Source organism: Escherichia sp. KTE96 (assembly GCF_000408525.1).
Taxonomy (GTDB): domain Bacteria; phylum Pseudomonadota; class Gammaproteobacteria; order Enterobacterales; family Enterobacteriaceae; genus Escherichia; species Escherichia marmotae.
Window position 1 is genome coordinate 32,468 of record NZ_KE137148.1, and the last position, 21,195, is coordinate 53,662.

Consider the following 21,195-nt stretch of genomic DNA (forward strand, 5'->3'; position numbering starts at 1 on the left):
AATTTACCATGAGAGGACTTGCATACAATCCCGGCATTCTTCCGGCAGAAATGATTATTCGCCAACGCGTAAAGCCAATGCCATCGAGAGAGGAATTGCTTAAGCGAAAGAGTTTCGGTTCTGTTAATGACAACAAATATCTGAATGCGATGTGGCGCAAAGGAGGCAGCCAGTGAGCAAGATTGACTATCAGGCACTGCGTGAAAAGGCAGAGAAAGCAACGTGTGGTGTGTGGTCGCTCGAATATGGAGAGGGACGATTTGATGGTGATGATGCACTAATTCATCGCGAGGTTGCTGGATATATTCCTATTTGCAGAATTGAAGGAGCGCATCCAGAAAGCCGTTTCTATGAAGATTTCCAAATGGAACAGCAGGCCAATGCTGAATTCATCGCCGCAGCCAATCCAGCTACCGTGCTGGCGCTGCTGGATGAAAACGAAAGACTGTGTCGCGAGCTGATAGCTCGTAATGGTGAGATTGAAGGGCTTCGGAAGTGGGCAGAAGAACGGGAGATGCAACCATGATGACTTTTACCAGCGAACAATTAGCTACCTTACGTAAGATAGCGCAACAGGCAACACAGGGCGAATGGCGTGCATTCATCTCGCCGGACACTGGTACATATGCGGTGCATACGCCGGGGGATGAACGTTGCGGAGACATTATCAAATGGCCTGGCTTTGACGACCAGAAAAATGCAGAGAACAACGCAGAATTTATCGCAGCTTTCAACCCTAAATTAGTGCTGGCGCTTCTGGATGAACGGGAAAGAAACCAGCAATACATCAAACGCCGCGACCAGGAGAACGAGGAAATTGCGCTAACGGTAGGGAGGCTGCGCGTTGAGCTGGAAGCCGCAGAGAAGCGCATAGCAGAACTGGAAGCACGGGAAATAAAACCAGCCAAAGGCGAAGTTCTTGTCGTTGTATCTGGTTTTACTGGTTGCGGAAAAAGCGCCATTGCCGGGGAAATAGAAATCGCGATGAAGGCTATTGGTGTACCGGTTCAGTGGACTAATGGCGATGCGGAAAAGCGCATGACAGGAGCTGACTGGCTGACAGCGATTGAGATGTACAAACCAACTGTGCGCATCGTGGAAGTTAATGTGCCACGCGCCCCTGGCATTCGCATCAAAGGAGACGCAGGAGAACAAAACGATGAAAAACCGTAAAGCAAAATTACTTCTTTTATCGCGTTCGACGGGGTACGAGAAGCTACCAATCAGCAATCACAAACGGGCGGTGATCGGCATGTTTGGTAGGGTGGTATTCGCATTTAACTATAAACCCACCGCGTCGCGGAACAGACGAGAGAAGGGGGGCGCAGTGCGATGAAAAACCGTAAAGCTAAGATGCTTATCTCCCGTGTATACAGACTTTGCTATCCCAGCCAGTGGTTGAGAGTTAGCAATCGTCGTGTGGTGTTGTTTTCATTTTCTGGAATTGCCAGAGAGGGAGTCCGAGATAAGGGCAGCGCGGCGCAAAACCGCTGGGAAAACCACTTGCGCACTAAAGGAGCCTAATATGGCTATTGCCGCAAGTTACACCATGCATCTCTATTGTGATTGCCTCCAGTGTACAGATGGCAAATATAAGTCGCCAGACTTCGGTGAGTATATAGGTACGTCATGGGCTGGCTGTGCAAAAGAGGCGCGCAAGGATGGCTGGCGAATAAGCAAAGACAAAACGCGTGCTTTTGCGCCCGGGCATAAAGTTTTGAGGATTAACAAATGACCACTATTACCAGAGAACAGGCACAGAAAATTATTGAAGCAGCCGATGAGGTTATTAGTGCGCTGGCCGGAACTAATGAGGATGTTAACCCTGATAGCGATAACATGCTACGTCTGTGGGATGACCTGAATGACCGTCACGCGCCCCCTGAAGTTGTGCGTGAGCTGGCACGGATTGCGCTGGCATCGCTGGAAGCCGAACCTGTAAACCAAACTTACAAGTTGCCAGTTAATACACCTTGCCAAGATGCGCCAGCCCATATCTGGCTGCAAACAGCTGGAGTATGGCCAGAAGATGGCGAGTTAAGCGAATTAACGTGGTGCAGCCACAATCAGCACCATGATGACACACTATATGTTCGAGCTGACCTTGTGAATGGCAACTATCCGGTAACTCCGGATGGTTGGATAAGCTGTAGTGAGCGAATGCCGGATGATGGTCAGCACGTAATTATTTTATGTGATGGCGCATTCGTTCTTTATGCGCAATATCGAAACGGTGAGTTTTTTGATGTTGTCCGCAATGGTGAGGAGTTCTTCGAAACGCAGAGCCGCAATGTAACCCACTGGATGCCGCTACCAGAACCGCCTCGATTAAAGGAGCTATAATAGTGAACTATTATATCTATTTGTATTAAAAGAGTTTTTATAAAATAAATCTTCCAAAGCATGTAAAAACACTGTTAATCTTAACGTGTGTGAAACGTGAAGAGAGGTGTTGAAATGAGCATTCATGATTTGTGTGAAGATCAAGAGCAATGGGCTATGCAGACCCTTATGGGATCAGGAGTTCTTGCAAGGTGCAGAATCCATAACGATGTAATTTTAGACAGCGGAAATGATGCTTCTTCTGCTTATAAATTAGGAACTTACCTATATCAAAAAGATAATAGCTGCAACTTATTCAATACTCTTACTGAAGCCCGCGACGCAATAAAGGATGCATATGAATCGTATTGTGGGATTGATGATTGCCCACAATGCTCAAAATACATTGACGATTAATAATATGAACAAGTAACTATCCTCGCATTCGCGGGGATTTCTTTTATCTGAACTCGCTACGGCGGGTTTTGTTTTATGGAGATGATTATGGTCTGTTCAACATTCAACCCTCTAACGTTACAGAAATACCAGCCAGACCCTGAAGATTTATGCTCACTGTGTGGCGGAAATCATGGTAAAGCCGCCATGATCGAATGTAAGGACAAAATCCACATTTGCCTTAATTGCGTTGATGTCCTCGTTGATATCAAAAATGAGAGAGAAGATAAAAAGCGTAGCGAGGCTGTTCGCGCCTTAGATTCATGGATGCGAGATGGGTATAGTGCCGCGCAAATTTATGACTTAGCAATATCAAAAGGTGAAATACCAGGAGTGCGCATCGAATAAGGCGTAACCAATATTCGAATTGAAGAACTGAAAGAACACCAAGCCGCCTGATGGCGGTTTTTATTGGAGACAAGAAATGTCAGATTTGGCTATGAAGGTTTTGAAATGGCAATCAACTGGCGATGTCGGTATCAGTAGCGCAACTCTTGCCTCAATCGCATGTGGCCTGAAAAAGAATATCTATGGTCATCACTTCGGCGCTCCCCATGACGCAGCAGACTTTCGGCGATGCGTTGCACTTGTTGAGCAGATTCCAGAAATCAGGGATTCATTCGACAAGGTTGCAAAGCGCGTTCCGGCATTCAAAGGAATCCTCAACGAATGGGATTCACTCGTTGCTCTGTTGAAGTCTGAAATGAAGACGTACGGGAACAAAGCACCAGAGACTTACAGAAGAATTAGCGAACTACGCAAGGACTAACCATGGAATCACACAGCCTCAACCCCAATGAGGCATGTTAACCCCCCCCCTTTCATTCCAGCACCGGAGAAAACAATGAGCGAAGTTAACTTAATTGTGCCCAACGACTGGGTGACAGAGCAAAAACTGATCGAAATTACAGGTTTACGCCCAGGAACCATAGAGAGAGCACGTAAACAATCCTGGCTTGTTGGTCGTGAATATCTCCATGTTGCACCGGACGGTATTCCAAAAGAAAACAGCGAATGCATGTATAACCGCAAGGCTATCGACCAGTGGGTTGAGAGTATGTCAAAAAAACAGCCTGGTGCGCGTCGATGAAGAACCGTTTATGCTTAATGCGCTCTTGGGCGTCAGGAGGGAACAATGGCTAAGACAGCATACCCAACAGGCGTTGAGAACCATGGCGGATCACTCCGCATATGGTTCATGTATAAAGGCACACGAGTGCGGGAAAGTCTCGGTGTGCCGGATACACCAAAAAACAGGAAAATAGCTGGCGAGCTACGAGCATCTGTTTGTTTTTCCATTAAGACGGGTAATTTCGACTATGCCGCTCAGTTTCCGGACTCTCCCAACCTGAGAAAATTTGGTGCGGAAAGTAAGGAAATTACCGTCGCAGACCTGGCTGAGAAATGGCTGGATCTGAAAAAGCTGGAAATCAGTACCAATGCGATGGGGCGTTACAGCTCCATTGTAAGAAATATGGTTCCCCGAATCGGAGGCAACAGACTTGCATCTGCTGTGACTCAGGAAGAGCTACTGTTCATACGAAAGGATTTGCTGACCGGATATCACGTTCTGAAACGCGGGCAAAAAACACCCATTAAGGGACGTTCCGTGCCAACTGTTAATAACTACATGAACACCATGGCGGGGATGTTTCAGTTCGCAGCCGACAGCGGATACATCAAAGAAAATCCGTTCGCAGCCATTTCGCAACTGAAGAGATCACGAACGGAACCTGATCCGTTAACCCGTGATGAATTTGTCAGGTTGATTAACGCATTTAAGCATCAGCAATTAAAAAATATGTGGTCACTGGCTGTTTATACGGGAGTTCGCCACGGAGAGTTGGTTTCTCTGGCATGGGAAGATATAGACCTGAAGGCTGGGACAATGACGATCAGAAGAAACCACACATTAACGAAAGAGTTCACTCTTCCAAAAACCGAAGCGGGAACAAACCGTGTTATCAACCTTATTCAACCTGCAATAGACGTGCTTAAGAATCAGGCTGAAATGACACGGCTTGGTAAGCAGTATCAGGTTGAAGTGAAACTTCGTGAGTATGGTCGAACTGAAATGCATCCGTGCACTTTTGTTTTCAATCCGCAAATCGTTACGCGTAATGGCCTTGCCGGGCACCATTATGCAGTTGGGTCGATTAATCAGTCATGGGAAACTGCAATGCGACGCGCCGGGATTCGCTACCGCAAAGCATATCAGTCCAGGCACACTTATGCATGTTGGTCTTTGACCGCTGGAGCTAACCCTAACTTCATCGCGAAGCAAATGGGACACTCTGATGCTCAGATGGTTTATCGCGTTTACGGATCGTGGATGGCAGAAAACAATCAGGATCAGGTATCCATTTTAAACCAGAAATTGAGTGAGTTTGCCCCATCCATGCCCCACGCTGTGGAATCGGATGTAATTAAACAAGTATAGTCAACAGGTTACAAAACCTACACCTGCATGGACATCAATTAACAGTATTGTTGGGTGAGTGTCTGTCATGCTTAAAGCTTCCTGAAACGTAGAATAACCAGCGCATGGTGGTCGAGAGTAGACGCGATATGTAACTCTCCCTGGCACTGACGCATAATAGAATGACTAATCGAAAGGCCAATACCCAAACCTACAGCTTTGTCAGTGGTAAAAGGTGTTAATAGTCGATCAGCCAGAAGCACAGGCCAGCCTTTTCCATTGTCAGCAATATATAGCGTTACAGTGGTGGCTTCTTCTTCAAAGTTAATGGTTATTGTGGGCGGTTCTTCCAGACAGGCTTCCAGGGCATTGGTAAATAAATTAACTAAAACTTGTTGAATTAAAACATCATCGCCATACACAGCAGGGAAATGATCCGGGTAGTGAAGAGAGGCTTTCAGTGGTCGATGTTTCAATGCCAGAAGTTCCCAGGATGAATAAATTACCTGCTGTAAATTGATTGCGCCGCCAGCTAATTCACTATCACGACGGCGGGCGAAGTTGCGCAGTCGTTTAACGATGTTATCCATGCGTTCGACCAGCGATCGCATAGTGACGATATAATTTTTTACCAAACCAACGTCTTGCTGTTCTAAAGCGCGGTTGGCACTGAACAGATACATAGATAATGCATTAAGTGGTTGATTAATTTCATGTGCCAGTGTTGTCATTGTCTGCCCGACTACGGCCAGTTTTGCGGTTTGGATCAATTCACTTTGTGCAGTACGAAGGTTTTTTTCAGTCGCTATTCGATCGCATATTTCCTGCCCCAGTTGACGTTGTTGCTGATTAATTTGTTCAATGGTCTGGCGGAGCAGGTTGGCAATTCTCCCAAGTTCATCGTTGCCGGAGACAGGGATATCAGCATCGAGTTCACCATTGCTTAACTTGACGACGGCATCATTCAGTAACTGAAATCGGCGGATCATTCTGGGACGAATGTAGAGGTAATTTACCAGAATGACGAACAGCAAGGCGGTAACCATAGCCGACAAAATCAGTAGCCCGCTGATTTGCATTATTTTTTCCAATCGTAGATTGAATGTTTGTAGTTGTTGATGGCTATTTCCTAATTGAGTTTCTAATTGGTTGCGTATTTGCGTAAATACACGCTCTTTATCCCCGATAGTACTCATGAGGGTCTGTTGAGCTTGCTGCCAGGCAGCGAGGGTTCCGGGCAGATAATTTTGTTGAGTACCAAGCTCCCACAAGGAATAAACCGTCTGATGTAATGTGATGGTACTGGAATAAGACGATAACGATCTCACATTTTCGTCAATGCTGTGCTTCAAAAAATTCAGGTATTGAATATGTTGTTTTAACGAATCTATATCTCCACTATGTGTGTTAAGCATCTCCTTCAGTGTGCTGACGATCTGGGTTTCTATATGTGAAAGTTCGAAAACAAGTTGTAATTCTTTTTGAATAGTTTGTTGAGCATTTTGCAAATCCTGATTTTCGTGCAGATCTTTTCGTTGGCTGAGTTGATTGAGCAACGACGATTGTTGCCAACTTAAATCCTGAGTCAGAGAGTTAAGCTCATTATTGAAATCATCATGTAACCAGTTAACTCTTGAGGATATAACGTCGAGTTTTCCTTTTTCTTGATTGTTGTTATTCACCGCGCTATCGAGCTTGCTAAGCAATCTGTGACTACTGGCAACCTGTTGGTTAAGCGCATTTTGATGTACTGAATCAAGATGGGGATTAATGGCCTTAATTTTTTGTAGCCGTTGTTCAATTTGTTCCCTCACCTGAAGACGATTAACGGTATTGGTTGTCTGTTGTAGCTCATTGAATTCATTTACCAATGCGGTAAGGTTTTCTTCAAAAAGAAATGAAGCCTGAATCCGCGGGAAATAATCATCAAGCGCGTAGCGAACCTGAGAATTTTGTTCATACCACGAATAGAGGCTAACTACGCTAACGAATAGCGTAAGAACGGCACTAAAAACAAAGGCGAGGCGTAAGCTCGTCCCTATAGTATGTAGTTGTTTCACTTTAATGACTCGAGTTGCATGTTCACTAATTGCTGTTGATGCAGGAAAAACTGCTGCCATTCCATGATCTGAGCTTCACGAAAGCCTGATTGCAGTTCGAATTGCTGCAGGTACATGGAATTAATAGCCTGTTGTGGGGTAACAGGAACGGCTGTTAATAATGCGCGCACATCTGGCAATTTACGCTTAAGCCGATGTTCTGCGGCATATAATGATTTCCAGGTGTTTTGAAGTTCGGTAAGGCGAAAAGTAATCGCATTATCAAATAACAATTGCACGAGCTTTTGGCGTTGCATAATCAACGGATAATCAAGGGAAGGAGAGGAAAATAATCGTAGTTGTTGCTCCGCGAGAGGAGTGCCGGAGGGCAGTGGGTATACCGGATATTTTCCTGAGTCAGAATCGCTCAATGCTTGTTGTCCTTCCGGGCTCAATAAGAAATTAATAAAACGACCCGCCTCCTGTGAATGTTCACTGCCGTTTGTGATAGCAATAAACATAGGTGCTGCGCGAGAGTTTGGGAAATAACTGAAACGTAAGGTTGAATTATTAAGCAGTACGTTAGCGTAATTGTCGATTATCGGACCAGCGTCTCCCAACCCTGTGCTGATCTTATTTGCTACACCGAAACTACGTGATGAAATGGTCGCGAGATTGCCGCCTATTTTCAGTAGTGTGCTCCAGCCGTTATTCCATCCTTGTTGTTGCAGGAGATCTTCAATCATCAGATGAGTGGTATCTGAACGCGAAGGGCTACTCATTAATAAGGTCCCTTGATAACGTGACCTGCTTAATTCCTTCCATGAAGTAGGTACTGGCTCATTTTTATCTTCCAGATGCGCTACATTGATCAGGATGCCATAGCCCGATACTGCAACTGCAACGGTGGTTGACCGAATAGAGGCGGGGACTAACTTTCTGCTTGTTTCTATCTGATTATTAAATGGCTGGAGCAGGTTTTTACTTTGTAATCGCTGTAGCAACATGGGGGATGAACTCAATACCAGATCAATATTTTCACCCAATGGATTTTCAAGCAGGCGCTCAATGGATGCACTGGTTCGGTTGAGTGTTCGGATTTGGGTTGCCAGGGGTTGCTTTTGCCATTGACTGATAATGTGCTCTGTCGCTTCCGAAGAAAGCGTTGTAGCAATCACCAGCTCTTGTGCTGAGGTGACGTTGACGCATAAAAGCCAACAGATTAGTGTTCGTTGTATAATACGAATCATGTCAAAAATCCTATTAACGAGAGAAAAACTCTTACGCTGTAATTCATATCATTATCCGTTCGCTAATATACTCAATGAACAGCAAGACACTTGTGTCAGTATCGGAAATTATCATTAATTTGGATGTAGCCAGCGTCACTATATCCGGAAGCGTTTGTTAAAAAAAGATCAATATTGCACCTCTGAACACGTGTATCTTGCGGAAATAGCGATTGTTATGGGTATGCTCGGTAATTAATTTCCACACTTGCGCTATCGGATTCAGGTTATGACCGGATTCTATTGTTTCTTTGCGCCAGCCTTCATGCGCCGGAAGAATGGCTTTAATTCGAGCGCAAATGTGCTTGTCATGAAGGATATCATGAAAATATTTAAGTCCTCCTTGTTGTTGAGCGGTGATGAAAACTTTCATGTTGCGCAGCATGATCCTCCGATAGGGTAAAATCAAGTACCTTCAATGATCACGTGTATAGATACAAAATATGTGACTGACATCAAAAACTGAAAAAATTAATAAAAGGAATTATTTTTATATTGGGGCTGTTGTAACCCGTTAAGACTTAAATAAGAGCCGAATTCTATTTTGGGATGTGAAAATGGGAAAGAAATGGAACATGATATTTGTATTTTTGAGTCAATTTTGACTCATTTGCCTTGTATTGTAACTTAAACTCTCTTGCTTCACTATCTTCAAAACCAATGAAGCAAGGGCTTTTGAAATACTCATCAGAGAGTAGCAACTAGCATTGCTGTTTAAAATAACTCTATGAACTGGAAGGTGATGTATGCTTTCTCTATTGAAACCTCAAGTGGCAACACATAAGGTTCCTGAAAGTGAAATAAAGAATACCTATAATCGTTATCGTATGCAGGCGCTATTTAGCGTGTTTATCGGTTATCTTTCGTATTATATTGTCAGGAATAACTTTGTTCTCTCCACACCTTATTTAAAACAAGATCTTAATCTGTCTGCGACTCAAATAGGGCTACTTAGCAGTTGTATGCTAATCGCCTATGGTATTAGTAAAGGGGTAATGAGTAGCCTGGCAGACAAAGCTAATCCTAAAGTCTATATGGCTGTGGGTTTAGTTCTTTGCGCCCTCGTTAACGTGGCGCTTGGTTTTAGTTTTGCTTTTTGGATGTTTGCGGGACTTGTCATTCTGAATGGCCTCTTTCAAGGGATGGGCGTTGGCCCTTCGTTTATTACAATAGCCAACTGGTTCCCTCGTAAAGAACGGGGCATCGTCGGTGCGGTCTGGAATATTTCGCACAATGTGGGGGGCGGTATTGTTGCTCCGATTGTTGGTGGTGCATTTGCCGTATTGGGTACTGAACACTGGAAAATAGCAACGTATGTTGTTCCAGCGATTGTATCAGTTGTCATTGCTATAGTCGTGCTGATGACAGGTAAAGGTTCTCCCGTAAGTGAAGGTTTACCACCATTAAGCGAAATTGTTCCGGACGACGTCAGCATTAAAGCAAAAGATGATCGTGCGCCAGAAGATATGACTGCCTGGCAAATTTTTTGTACCTATGTGCTAAAAAACAAGAATGCATGGTTCGTCTCTTTCGTTGATGTTTTTGTCTATATGGTGCGTTTCGGAATTATCAGTTGGTTGCCCATTTACCTGTTAAGCGTGAAACATTTTACGAAGACTGAAATGAGCACGGCATTTTTAATTTTTGAATGGGCGGCTATTCCAACGACGTTATTTGCTGGCTGGTTGAGTGATAAATTATTTCATGGTCGCCGTATGCCACCCGCGATTATCAGTATGGTATTGATTTTCTTCTGCCTGCTGGGCTACTGGAAAAGCGACTCTCTGCTCTCTATTACCATTTTTGCTGCTTGCGTAGGCTGCCTTATCTATGTTCCGCAGTTCCTGGCTTCTGTGCAGACAATGGAAATTGTCCCCAGTTTTGCCGTGGGTTCCGCAGTCGGTTTGCGTGGTTTTATGAGTTATATTCTTGGCGCAACGCTTGGTACAAGTTTGTTTGGTGTTATGGTCGATCAGGTAGGTTGGGATGGCGGTTTTTATCTTCTGCTTGCTGGTGTTATCTGTTGCATTATTTTCTGTACGCTAACGCACTTTGGCGCGGTCGCTATGGAACGACAGCGTCAAAATGACGTGGCTGCGTTTTCGCAAGAGCTTCAGACCAATAAAAATTAGATTTTGGGGGCCAGTCACGAGGTGATTGGCCCATTACCAGGAAAACAGCGGCCATTCTTTAGCGACGGTAGTGAGTTGTGGCGCATCGAAAACGGCCTGTGGTGAAACCACCGTTTCTTCAAGCGGGATATTTTTGCCGTAGCGTTCTTTGAGCTTCGCCTGGACCAGCGGGTTGCTAAGATCGAACTCTTTCAGTTTTTGCTGCTCGCCCACGCTCATTCCCAGCGCGTTCTGATACACCTTCCACACCACTTCTGAACAATACTGGCGATCGTCGCTCCACGAGAAGCTGAAGTCATACGGTTGACCAAGATAACGTTTTGTCGCTTGCGCCAGTTTTTGCTGTTGTTCGGTATTCAGCCCGCCTTCAACACGGCGCACAATGTATTTGCCCTTTTCACCGTGGGCGATCCACTGCTTCAGCGGGGTGTATTTCACCGGGCCGACGGCTTCAAAGACGTAGGGCTTTTTATTGCGTATCACCAGCATACCGGTATGGCTGTAATCGGAATGGGTCGCCAGTTGGATCGCTTTACTTTGCGATGAGCGAGAGATCTGAAAGATGATGTCGCCGGTTTGTGGCTGCCAGGCAAAGGCTGGCGCAGAAACCAGCAGGCTGGGGATGAGTAGCCTGATTTTCATCGTTAAACGTCCATGTATAAAAAGGCGGTGGGTTAGATCTGAGCCGCTGACAACGTGCTTGTTGTTTATGCCGGATGCGGCGTGAACGCCTTATCCGGCCTACAAGTTCGTGCAAATTCAATAGATTGCAATATGACGTAGGCCTGATAAGCGTAGCGCATCAGGCGATTTTGCCTTTGGCAGCACTCCCCACGCCGCTCTTTTCCGCTTTAGTATTCCCACGTCTCCGGGTTAATCCCCATCTCACGCATGATCTCTTTTGCCGCTTCCGGGATTTCGTCGCTGCGCTCTTTACGCAGATCGGCATCATCCGGCAGCGGTTGCCCGGTAAAGGCATGCAGAAACGCTTCACACAGCAGTTCGCTGTTGGTAGCGTGACGCAGGTTATTCACCTGACGACGCGTGCGCTCATCGGTGAGGATTTTTAACACCTTAAGAGGAATGGAAACCGTAATCTTTTTGACTTGTTCACTCTTCTTGCCGTGCTCAGCGTATGGGCTGATATATTCGCCGCTCCATTCAGCCATGAGATACTTAATCCTCTTCGTCAATAAATTGAGACCAGACCGTACAATTAATAAGGTTACTGGTCATAAACCCGCATAGTTTACCGTACAGGCGCTACCGTGACATCGTGTAATGCGCCTGTCAGCGTGATAATGCATGTAATTTTAACGGCAATTTCTGATTTGCTCAATCTATACGCAAAGAAGTTTAGATGTCCAGATGTATTGACGTCCATTAACACAATGTTTACTCTGGTGCCTGTCTTTTCACCGACTCAGCCCAGGGAACTTCATCACATGACGCGTAAACAGGCCACCATCGCAGTGCGTAGCGGGTTAAATGACGACGAACAGTATGGTTGCGTTGTCCCACCGATCCATCTTTCCAGCACCTATAATTTTACCGGATTTAATGAACCGCGTGCGCATGATTACTCGCGTCGCGGCAACCCGACGCGCGATGTCGTGCAGCGTGCGCTGGCAGAACTGGAAGGTGGCGCTGGCGCGGTGCTTACTAATACCGGCATGTCAGCCATCCATCTGGTGACTACCGTCTTTTTGAAGCCGGGCGATCTGTTGGTTGCGCCGCACGATTGTTACGGCGGCAGCTATCGTCTGTTCGACAGTCTGGCGAAACGTGGTTGTTATCGTGTGCTGTTTGTTGATCAAGGTGATGAGCAGGCATTACAAGCGGCACTGGCAGAAAAGCCCAAACTGGTGTTGGTAGAAAGCCCCAGTAATCCATTGTTACGCGTCGTGGATATTGCGAAAATCTGCCATCTGGCAAGGGAAGTTGGGGCGGTGAGCGTGGTGGATAACACCTTCTTAAGCCCGGCATTACAAAATCCGCTGGCATTGGGTGCCGATCTGGTGTTGCATTCATGTACGAAATATCTGAATGGCCACTCTGACGTAGTGGCTGGCGTGGTGATTGCTAAAGATTCGGATGTGGTCACCGAACTGGTCTGGTGGGCAAACAATATTGGCGTGACGGGTGGTGCGTTTGACAGTTATTTGTTGCTGCGTGGTCTGCGAACTCTGGTTCCGCGTATGGACCTGGCTCAGCGCAACGCGCAGGCGATTGTGAAATATCTGCAAACCCAACCGCTGGTGAAAAAACTTTATCACCCGTCGCTGCCGGAAAATCAGGGGCATGAAATTGCCGTGCGTCAGCAAAAAGGCTTTGGCGCAATGTTGAGTTTTGAACTGGATGGTGATGAGCAGATGCTGCGTCGCTTCCTGGGCGGGCTGTCGTTATTTACGCTGGCGGAATCATTAGGGGGAGTGGAAAGTTTAATCTCTCACGCCGCAACCATGACACACGCAGGCATGGCACCAGAAGCGCGTGCTGCCGCCGGGATCTCCGAGACGCTGTTGCGTATCTCCACCGGTATTGAAGATGGCGAAGATTTAATTGCCGACCTGGAAAATGGCTTCCGGGCTGCAAACAAGGGGTAAAAATGAGTGTGATTGCGCAGGCAGGGGCGAAAGGTCGTCAACTGCATAAATTTGGTGGCAGTAGTCTGGCTGATGTGAAGTGTTATTTGCGTGTTGCGGGCATTATGGCGGAGTACTCTCAGCCCGACGATATGATGGTGGTTTCCGCCGCGGGTAGCACCACTAACCAGTTGATTAACTGGTTGAAACTAAGCCAGACCGATCGTCTCTCTGCGCATCAGGTTCAACAAACGCTACGTCGTTATCAGTGCGATCTGATTAGCGGCCTGTTACCCGCCGAAGAAGCCGATAGCCTCATCAGCGCCTTTGTCAGCGATCTGGAACGTCTGGCGGCGCAGCTCGACAGCGGTATCACCGACGCAGTATATGCGGAAGTGGTAGGCCACGGTGAAGTATGGTCGGCGCGTTTGATGTCCGCGGTGCTTAACCAACAAGGACTGCCTGCGGCCTGGCTCGATGCCCGTGAATTTTTACGCGCTGAACGCGCCGCACAACCGCAGGTTGATGAAGGCCTGTCTTATCCGTTGCTGCAACAATTGCTGGTGCAGCATCCGGGCAAACGTCTGGTTGTGACCGGGTTTATCAGCCGTAACAACGCCGGTGAAACGGTACTGCTGGGGCGTAACGGTTCCGACTATTCCGCCACCCAAATCGGTGCGCTGGCGGGTGTTTCCCGCGTAACTATCTGGAGCGATGTCGCCGGGGTATACAGCGCCGACCCGCGCAAAGTGAAAGATGCCTGTCTGCTGCCATTGCTGCGTCTTGATGAAGCCAGCGAACTGGCGCGTCTGGCAGCCCCTGTTCTCCACGCCCGTACCTTACAGCCCGTTTCTGGTAGCGAAATCGACCTGCAACTGCGCTGTAGCTATACGCCGGATCAAGGTTCTACGCGTATTGAACGTGTACTGGCTTCCGGCACTGGTGCGCGAATTGTCACCAGCCACGACGATGTCTGTTTGATTGAGTTTCAGGTGCCAACCCGCCAGGATTTCAAACTGGCACATAAAGAAATCGACCAGATTTTGAAACGTGCTCAGGTGCGTCCGCTGGCAGTTGGCGTGCATAACGATCGCCAGTTGCTGCAATTTTGCTATACCTCCGAAGTGGCTGATAGCGCCCTGAAAATTCTCGATGAAGCAGGATTGCCAGGCGAACTGCGTCTGCGTCAGGGGCTGGCGTTGGTAGCGATGGTAGGCGCAGGTGTCACCCGTAACCCACTGCATTGCCACCGTTTCTGGCAGCAACTGAAAGGTCAGCCGGTCGAATTTACCTGGCAGTCGGATGACGGTATCAGTCTGGTGGCAGTACTACGCACCGGCCCGACCGAAAGCCTTATTCAGGGACTGCATCAGTCCGTCTTCCGCGCGGAAAAACGCATCGGCCTGGTCCTGTTCGGTAAGGGCAATATCGGTTCGCGTTGGCTGGAACTGTTCTCTCGTGAGCAAAGTACGCTCTCGGCGCGTACCGGATTTGAGTTTGTGCTGGCAGGCGTGGTGGACAGCCGCCGCAGCCTGTTGAGCTATGATGGCCTGGACGCCAGCCGCGCGTTAGCCTTCTTCAATGATGAAGCCGTCGAGCAGGATGAAGAGTCGCTGTTCCTGTGGATGCGCGCCCATCCGTATGATGATTTAGTGGTGCTGGACGTTACCGCCAGTCAGCAGCTTGCTGACCAGTATCTCGATTTCGCCAGTCACGGTTTCCACGTTATCAGCGCCAACAAACTGGCGGGAGCCAGCGACAGCAACAAATATCGCCAGATCCACGACGCTTTCGAAAAGACCGGACGTCACTGGTTGTATAACGCCACCGTCGGCGCGGGCTTGCCGATCAACCACACTGTGCGCGATCTGATCGACAGCGGCGACACTATTTTGTCGATCAGCGGGATCTTCTCCGGCACGCTCTCCTGGCTGTTCCTGCAATTCGACGGCAGCGTGCCGTTTACCGAACTGGTGGATCAGGCGTGGCAACAGGGCTTAACCGAGCCTGACCCGCGTGATGACCTTTCCGGTAAAGACGTGATGCGCAAACTGGTGATTCTGGCGCGTGAAGCGGGTTACAACATTGAACCGGACCAGGTGCGCGTGGAGTCGCTGGTGCCAGCACATTGTGAAGGCGGCAGCATCGACCACTTCTTTGAAAACGGCGATGAACTGAATGAGCAGATGGTGCAACGACTGGAAGCCGCCCGCGAAATGGGGCTGGTGCTGCGTTACGTGGCGCGTTTCGATGCCAATGGCAAAGCGCGTGTTGGTGTGGAAGCGGTGCGTGAAGACCATCCGCTGGCATCACTGCTGCCGTGCGATAACGTCTTTGCCATCGAAAGCCGCTGGTATCGCGATAACCCGCTGGTGATCCGTGGGCCAGGCGCAGGGCGCGACGTCACCGCCGGGGCGATTCAGTCAGATATTAACCGCCTGGCGCAGTTGTTGTAATTTCAGGAATCTAATAATGCCTGGTACACATGTTTTCGTGTCTATGGTTTCTAACTAAATATATTGATTTATCATTTGGTTATAGGCCGGATGAAGCGTTTGCGCTACATCCGGCAAGAAGCAATAAGTACGTTGTCAGCCTGCATTTGTAATCCGGTCTGCCTTGCATTCCGGATTTTCTTTTCCTTACCATCCTGAATTTTTCTCATCTTTCCTGATTTTTCCTCACCATCATTGGTCATTTTTCGGTTGACGCTCCTCCGCTTTTCCTTCATCTTTACATCTGGACGTCTAAACGGATAGATGTTCACAACACAACATATAACTACAAGCGATTGATGAGGTAAGGTATGAGCTTTTTTCACGCCAGCCAGCGGGATGCCCTGAATCAGAGTCTGGCAGAAGTCCAGGGGCAGATTAACGTTTCGTTCGAGTTTTTCCCGCCGCGTACCAGTGAAATGGAGCAGACCCTGTGGAACTCCATCGATCGTCTTAGCAGCCTGAAACCAAAATTTGTTTCGGTGACCTATGGTGCGAACTCCGGCGAGCGCGACCGCACGCACAGTATTATTAAAGGTATTAAAGAGCGTACTGGTCTGGAAGCTGCACCGCATCTTACCTGCATTGATGCGACTCCCGACGAGCTGCGCACCATCGCCCGTGACTACTGGAATAACGGTATTCGCCATATCGTGGCGCTGCGTGGTGACCTGCCGTCGGGAAGCGGTAAGCCGGAAATGTATGCTTCTGACCTGGTGGAGCTGTTAAAAGAAGTCGCGGATTTCGATATTTCAGTAGCGGCGTATCCGGAAGTTCACCCGGAAGCGAAAAGCGCCCAGGCGGATTTACTCAACCTGAGACGCAAAGTGGATGCTGGAGCCAACCGCGCTATCACTCAATTCTTCTTTGATGTCGAAAGCTACCTGCGCTTTCGCGACCGTTGTGTCTCTGCGGGGATTGATGTGGAAATTATTCCGGGCATTTTGCCGGTCTCTAACTTTAAACAGGCGAAGAAATTTGCCGACATGACTAACGTGCGCATTCCGGCGTGGATGGCACAAATGTTTGACGGCCTGGATGACGACGCCGAAACCCGTAAACTGGTGGGTGCAAATATCGCGATGGATATGGTGAAAATTTTAAGCCGTGAAGGGGTAAAAGATTTCCACTTCTATACTCTGAACCGCGCTGAAATGAGTTACGCGATTTGCCATACGCTGGGTGTTAGACCGGGTTTATAAGTGTTTTTGTTTCGGTGAAAATCACACAGTGATCACAAAATTAAAACAAAGCACAAAATGCCTCCTCGAAGCGAGGGGGCAGACCAGCAAAACTATTGACTCGCTTTTTCTCCTTTATTCCTTAAAGGAACAGGGAGAAAACAGCGATAAAGCCTCTTTATATAAAGTATTTATCCGTAATCGGACATAATCAAAAAGGCTTATTTAAGATCATTTTGATCTACATCTCTTTAACTAATGATATGTAAGATCCCAACTATCGCATCCGTGGATTAATTCAATTATAACTTCTCTCTAACGCTGTGTATCTTAAGGGTAACACTGTAGAGGGAGCATATTGATGAGCACGTCTGACGATATCCATAACACAACAGCTAGCGGAAAATGTCCGTTCCATCATGGCGGTCATGACCAGAGCGCCGGTGCGGGAACAACCACTCATGACTGGTGGCCAAAACAACTCCGTGTTGACCTGTTAAACCAACATTCTAACCGTTCTAACCCACTGGGTGAGGACTTCGACTACCGCAAAGAATTTAGCAAGCTAGATTACTACGGCCTGAAAAAAGATCTGAAAGAGCTGCTGACAGAGTCCCAACCGTGGTGGCCAGCAGACTGGGGCAGCTACGCGGGTCTGTTTATTCGTATGGCCTGGCACGGCGCGGGGACTTACCGTTCAATCGATGGTCGCGGTGGCGCGGGGCGTGGTCAGCAACGTTTTGCACCGCTCAACTCCTGGCCGGATAACGTCAGCCTGGATAAAGCGCGTCGTCTGTTGTGGCCAATCAAACAAAAATATGGTCAGAAAATCTCCTGGGCCGACCTGTTTATCCTTGCGGGTAACGTGGCGCTGGAAAATTCTGGCTTCCGTACTTTCGGTTTTGGTGCCGGTCGTGAAGACGTCTGGGAACCGGATCTCGACGTAAACTGGGGTGATGAAAAAACCTGGCTTGCCCACCGTAATCCGGAAGAGCTGGCAAAACGGCCATTAGCAGCAACCGAAATGGGGCTGATTTACGTTAACCCGGAAGGACCAAATGCCAGCGGTGAACCGCTTTCCGCGGCTGCAGCTATTCGCGCGACATTTGGCAATATGGGAATGAACGACGAAGAAACCGTTGCGCTGATCGCAGGTGGTCATACGTTAGGTAAAACTCACGGTGCAGGCCCGGCAACGCACGTAGGTCCTGATCCGGAAGCCGCACCGATCGAAAACCAGGGCTTAGGCTGGAAAAGTGATTTTGGTTCCGGTGTCGGTGCCGATGCCATTACTTCAGGCCTGGAAGTGGTCTGGACGCAAACGCCGACTCAGTGGAGCAACTATTTCTTCGAAAACCTGTTCAAATATGAGTGGGTACAGACTCGTAGTCCGGCAGGTGCCATCCAGTTTGAAGCAGTCGATGCTCCGGAAATTATCCCGGATCCGTTCGATCCGTCGAAGAAACGTAAGCCGACGATGTTGGTCACTGACCTGACTCTGCGTTTTGATCCAGAGTTTGAGAAGATTTCACGTCGCTTCCTCGATGATCCACAAGCGTTCAACGAAGCCTTTGCCCGTGCATGGTTCAAACTGACGCACAGGGATATGGGGCCGAAATCTCGCTACATCGGACCGGAAGTGCCGAAAGAAGATCTGATCTGGCAAGATCCGCTGCCACATGCGTTCTTCAACCCGAGCGAGGAAGATATCCTTAATCTTAAGGCGGCGATTGCTGAATCTGGCCTCTCCGTGAGCGAGCTGGTTTCTGTTGCCTGGGCTTCCGCCTCCACCTTCCGCGGTGGGGATAAACGTGGCGGCGCGAATGGTGCGCGTCTGGCATTGGCTCCACAGCGCGACTGGGAAGTTAATGCCGCAGCAGCACGTGCATTGCCGGTGCTGGAAGGGATCTACAAATCCTCCCATACAGCGTCGCTTGCCGACATTATTGTTCTTGCCGGTGTCGTTGGTGTTGAAAAAGCGGCGAGTGCGGCGGGTATCAGCGTTAATGTTCCGTTTACACCGGGCCGTGTAGACGCGCGCCAGGATCAGACTGACATTGAGATGTTTGAGCTGCTCAAACCTGTTGCCGACGGTTTCCGTAACTATCGTGCTGCGGCGGGTGAGGCTACAACTGAATCTCTGTTGATCGATAAAGCACAGCAATTGACCCTGACTGCACCGGAAATGACGGTGTTGGTCGGCGGGATGCGCGTACTGGGTGCCAACTTCGATGGCAGCAAAAACGGCGTCTTTACTGACCGCGTGGGCGTATTGAGCAATGACTTCTTTGTGAACTTGCTGGATATGCGTTACGAGTGGAAAGCGACCGACGAATCGAAAGAGCTGTTCGAAGGCCGTGACCGTGAAACGGGTGAAGTGAAATACACTGCCAGCCGTGCGGACCTGGTATTTGGTTCTAACTCCGTCCTGCGTGCGCTGGCAGAAGTTTACGCCAGCAGCGACGCCCACGAGAAGTTTGTTAAAGACTTCGTGGCGGCATGGGTGAAAGTGATGAACCTCGACCGTTTCGACCTGCTGTAATCTGAACTCCTTCAGCGACTGCCTTTCAGGCGGTCGCTGAAGTTTCTTTACCAGCGTATAGTGTCCACAGGAAAACTACACACTGGATCTCTCATGTCTGCCGCAGGAAAGAGCAACCCACTGGCAATCAGTGGCCTGGTTGTGCTCACACTTATCTGGAGTTATAGCTGGATTTTCATGAAGCAAGTCACCAGCTACATCGGTGCCTTCGACTTTACTGCTTTACGCTGCATTTTTGGCGCTCTCGTTTTATTCATCGTCCTTTTATTACGTGGTCGCGGTATGCGTCCGACGCCGTTTAAATACACTTTAGCTATTGCCCTGTTACAAACCTGCGGGATGGTGGGACTGGCGCAATGGGCGTTGGTGAGCGGCGGAGCAGGGAAGGTGGCAATCCTGAGCTATACCATGCCGTTCTGGGTGGTGATTCTCGCGGCGTTGTTTCTTGGTGAACGCCTGCGACGCGGGCAATATTTCGCTATTCTGATTGCCGCCGTTGGATTATTGCTGGTGTTACAGCCGTGGCAACTCGATTTCTCCTCGATGAAAAGCGCCATCCTGGCAATCCTCTCCGGCATCAGTTGGGGGGCGAGTGCGATTGTTGCGAAACGCCTTTATGCCCGCTATCCGCGCGTGGATTTATTGTCGTTAACATCCTGGCAGATGCTTTATGCGGCGCTGGTGATGAGTGTGGTCGCCTGGCTGGTGCCGCAACGTGAAATTGACTGGCAGCCCACGGTGTTCTGGGCGCTGGCCTACAGTGCGATTCTGGCGACGGCACTGGCCTGGAGTTTGTGGCTATTTGTACTGAAAAACTTACCTGCCAGTATTGCCAGCTTAAGCACGCTGGCGGTTCCTGTTTGCGGCGTACTCTTTTCCTGGTGGCTGCTTGGTGAAAACCCCGGCGCGGTTGAAGGCAGCGGTATTGTGCTGATTGTGCTGGCACTGGTGCTGGTAAGCCGTAAGAAAAAAGAAGCCGTCAGCGTAAAAAAAATCTGAAGAGCGTCTTCCCTGGGCGCTATCGCTTATTTAGCAAAATAGCGGTAGTGCCCGACAATCTGCCAGCTAAACAACACATCTTCTTCCTGCGCGCCTGCACCAATGTTATGTATCACCAGTGGCGTACCGTTGCGGGCGAAGCCATCTGAAACCACCCCAATATGTGCCAGCCCGTTATCTAATCGCCAGGAGACAATATCGCCCGCTTGATAGTCACTGGGGTTCTTGCTGGTGGGGCGTGTTTTATCGTGGCGGATAAACCAGGTTTCCAGATTAGGCACCCGACGGTGATCGATGTTGCTGTCCGGGCGCTTTAACTTCCATTTTTGCGGGTACTCGGCAAAATTCTTCGCCATATCTTCATGAACCAGCTTCTGCAAATCTACCTGCTGGCTGCGTAATGCGCGGATCACTACATCAGAACATACGCCGCGTTCCTGCGGGACATCACCGCCAGGATAGGTAAGCTGCACATACGCCGGATCGTAAAATAGCGTGCTGCTAATTTGCTGTCTGGCACCGTCTGCGATGGCAAGGTTGGTGTTGGCCTGGATTTGTACCACGGTTGGTGGAACGGCGGGAGATTTTAAGGAGTGGCTGGTAAATGCCGTTAGAAGGCTGACCAACGCCAGTGAAGCTTTCATCTGTTTCGTCCGTGAAAATAAGAGTCACAGATTCGACCTTCCGGGCTAACGATTGTTCTGTGGAGAAAATGTCCAGAAGCGGATAAAAAACT

22 protein-coding genes and 1 pseudogene are annotated in these 21,195 nt (G+C 48.6%); 17 read left to right on the top strand and 6 right to left on the bottom strand.

Annotated features, from left to right (window positions below; translation table 11 throughout):
* The first annotated feature begins 8 nt into the window (after positions 1–8).
* The 11 genes and pseudogenes from A1WG_RS14760 to A1WG_RS14710 all read left to right on the top strand — a co-directional run bounded on the left by A1WG_RS14760 (position 9) and on the right by A1WG_RS14710 (position 5,218).
* Positions 9–176 (top strand): DUF2737 family protein, encoded by a 168-nt coding sequence (locus tag A1WG_RS14760; RefSeq protein WP_016242508.1) that lies wholly within the window; start codon positions 9–11, stop codon positions 174–176.
* Positions 173–523, top strand: a pseudogene (locus A1WG_RS14755) (ead/Ea22-like family protein); the annotation flags it as partial. The gene A1WG_RS14760 and the pseudogene A1WG_RS14755, both read left to right, overlap by 4 nt.
* Positions 523–1,173: an ead/Ea22-like family protein gene (locus A1WG_RS14750; protein WP_016242510.1), complete on the top strand. Its 651-nt coding sequence runs from the start codon at positions 523–525 to the stop codon at positions 1,171–1,173. The pseudogene A1WG_RS14755 and the gene A1WG_RS14750, both read left to right, overlap by 1 nt.
* Positions 1,174–1,332: 159 nt before the next feature.
* Positions 1,333–1,524 carry a hypothetical protein gene (locus A1WG_RS25270; protein ID WP_016242512.1) on the top strand — a complete coding sequence of 64 codons (192 nt, stop codon included), beginning with the start codon at positions 1,333–1,335 and terminating at the stop codon, positions 1,522–1,524.
* 1 nt (position 1,525) lies between these two features.
* Positions 1,526–1,735, top strand: coding sequence for a hypothetical protein (locus tag A1WG_RS14740; protein ID WP_000951706.1), 210 nt, complete (start codon positions 1,526–1,528; stop codon positions 1,733–1,735).
* The gene (locus tag A1WG_RS14735; protein ID WP_016242513.1) at positions 1,732–2,343 is read left to right on the top strand and encodes a DUF551 domain-containing protein; all 612 of its coding nucleotides are present in this window, start codon (positions 1,732–1,734) and stop codon (positions 2,341–2,343) included. Before A1WG_RS14740 ends, A1WG_RS14735 begins: the two co-directional genes overlap by 4 nt.
* Positions 2,344–2,457: 114 nt before the next feature.
* Positions 2,458–2,739 (top strand): hypothetical protein, encoded by a 282-nt coding sequence (locus tag A1WG_RS14730; protein ID WP_000022062.1) that lies wholly within the window; start codon positions 2,458–2,460, stop codon positions 2,737–2,739.
* Between the two features lie 87 nt (positions 2,740–2,826).
* A complete protein-coding gene (locus A1WG_RS14725) occupies positions 2,827–3,126 on the top strand; it encodes a hypothetical protein (protein WP_001447403.1) in 300 nt (99 codons plus the stop codon).
* Between the two features lie 76 nt (positions 3,127–3,202).
* Positions 3,203–3,547 (top strand): hypothetical protein, encoded by a 345-nt coding sequence (locus A1WG_RS14720; RefSeq protein WP_001281193.1) that lies wholly within the window; start codon positions 3,203–3,205, stop codon positions 3,545–3,547.
* 75 nt (positions 3,548–3,622) lie between these two features.
* Positions 3,623–3,868: an excisionase family protein gene (locus A1WG_RS14715; protein ID WP_000005726.1), complete on the top strand. Its 246-nt coding sequence runs from the start codon at positions 3,623–3,625 to the stop codon at positions 3,866–3,868.
* Positions 3,869–3,913: 45 nt separating this feature from the next.
* Positions 3,914–5,218: a tyrosine-type recombinase/integrase gene (locus A1WG_RS14710; protein ID WP_016242514.1), complete on the top strand. Its 1,305-nt coding sequence runs from the start codon at positions 3,914–3,916 to the stop codon at positions 5,216–5,218.
* Between the two features lie 71 nt (positions 5,219–5,289).
* Here the strand turns inward: A1WG_RS14710 and A1WG_RS14705 are convergent, their stop codons facing one another.
* The 3 genes from A1WG_RS14705 to A1WG_RS14695 form a co-directional block, all read right to left on the bottom strand.
* Positions 5,290–7,317 carry an ATP-binding protein gene (locus A1WG_RS14705; protein ID WP_194245950.1) on the bottom strand — a complete coding sequence of 676 codons (2,028 nt, stop codon included), beginning with the start codon at positions 7,315–7,317 and terminating at the stop codon, positions 5,290–5,292.
* Positions 7,254–8,486 (bottom strand): ABC transporter substrate-binding protein, encoded by a 1,233-nt coding sequence (locus tag A1WG_RS14700; protein WP_001517519.1) that lies wholly within the window; start codon positions 8,484–8,486, stop codon positions 7,254–7,256. The genes A1WG_RS14705 and A1WG_RS14700 overlap by 64 nt, the downstream gene beginning before the upstream one ends.
* A 157-nt stretch (positions 8,487–8,643) precedes the next feature.
* Positions 8,644–8,910 (bottom strand): hypothetical protein, encoded by a 267-nt coding sequence (locus A1WG_RS14695; protein WP_001517520.1) that lies wholly within the window; start codon positions 8,908–8,910, stop codon positions 8,644–8,646.
* Positions 8,911–9,271: 361 nt separating this feature from the next.
* Between A1WG_RS14695 and pgtP the strand changes: the two genes are divergently transcribed.
* Positions 9,272–10,657, top strand: coding sequence for a phosphoglycerate transporter PgtP (gene pgtP / locus A1WG_RS14690; protein ID WP_000949936.1), 1,386 nt, complete (start codon positions 9,272–9,274; stop codon positions 10,655–10,657).
* 33 nt (positions 10,658–10,690) lie between these two features.
* On the opposite strand, the gene A1WG_RS14685 is transcribed toward pgtP, so the two are convergent.
* Together A1WG_RS14685 and metJ are read right to left on the bottom strand one after the other, a co-directional pair.
* A complete protein-coding gene (locus A1WG_RS14685) occupies positions 10,691–11,299 on the bottom strand; it encodes a YiiX family permuted papain-like enzyme (RefSeq protein WP_001517521.1) in 609 nt (202 codons plus the stop codon).
* A 209-nt stretch (positions 11,300–11,508) separates the two neighbouring features.
* Entirely contained in the window at positions 11,509–11,826 is a 318-nt protein-coding gene (gene metJ, locus A1WG_RS14680) for a met regulon transcriptional regulator MetJ (protein WP_000852812.1), read from the bottom strand.
* A gap of 276 nt (positions 11,827–12,102) precedes the next feature.
* Between metJ and metB the strand changes: the two genes are divergently transcribed.
* The 5 genes from metB to yijE all read left to right on the top strand — a co-directional run bounded on the left by metB (position 12,103) and on the right by yijE (position 20,459).
* A complete protein-coding gene (gene metB / locus A1WG_RS14675) occupies positions 12,103–13,263 on the top strand; it encodes a cystathionine gamma-synthase (RefSeq protein WP_001517522.1) in 1,161 nt (386 codons plus the stop codon).
* Between the two features lie 2 nt (positions 13,264–13,265).
* Positions 13,266–15,698 (top strand): bifunctional aspartate kinase/homoserine dehydrogenase II, encoded by a 2,433-nt coding sequence (metL, locus tag A1WG_RS14670; RefSeq protein ID WP_000110800.1) that lies wholly within the window; start codon positions 13,266–13,268, stop codon positions 15,696–15,698.
* 350 nt (positions 15,699–16,048) lie between these two features.
* Positions 16,049–16,939, top strand: coding sequence for a methylenetetrahydrofolate reductase (metF, locus tag A1WG_RS14665; protein WP_000007531.1), 891 nt, complete (start codon positions 16,049–16,051; stop codon positions 16,937–16,939).
* Between the two features lie 340 nt (positions 16,940–17,279).
* Positions 17,280–19,460 (top strand): catalase/peroxidase HPI, encoded by a 2,181-nt coding sequence (katG, locus tag A1WG_RS14660; RefSeq protein WP_000107702.1) that lies wholly within the window; start codon positions 17,280–17,282, stop codon positions 19,458–19,460.
* A 93-nt stretch (positions 19,461–19,553) separates the two neighbouring features.
* The gene (gene yijE, locus A1WG_RS14655; RefSeq protein WP_001517523.1) at positions 19,554–20,459 is read left to right on the top strand and encodes a cystine transporter YijE; all 906 of its coding nucleotides are present in this window, start codon (positions 19,554–19,556) and stop codon (positions 20,457–20,459) included.
* Positions 20,460–20,485: 26 nt separating this feature from the next.
* Here yijE and A1WG_RS14650 read toward each other — a convergent pair whose 3' ends face one another.
* Positions 20,486–21,103: a DUF1287 domain-containing protein gene (locus A1WG_RS14650; RefSeq protein ID WP_000647904.1), complete on the bottom strand. Its 618-nt coding sequence runs from the start codon at positions 21,101–21,103 to the stop codon at positions 20,486–20,488.
* Between the last annotated feature and the right edge of the window lie 92 nt (positions 21,104–21,195).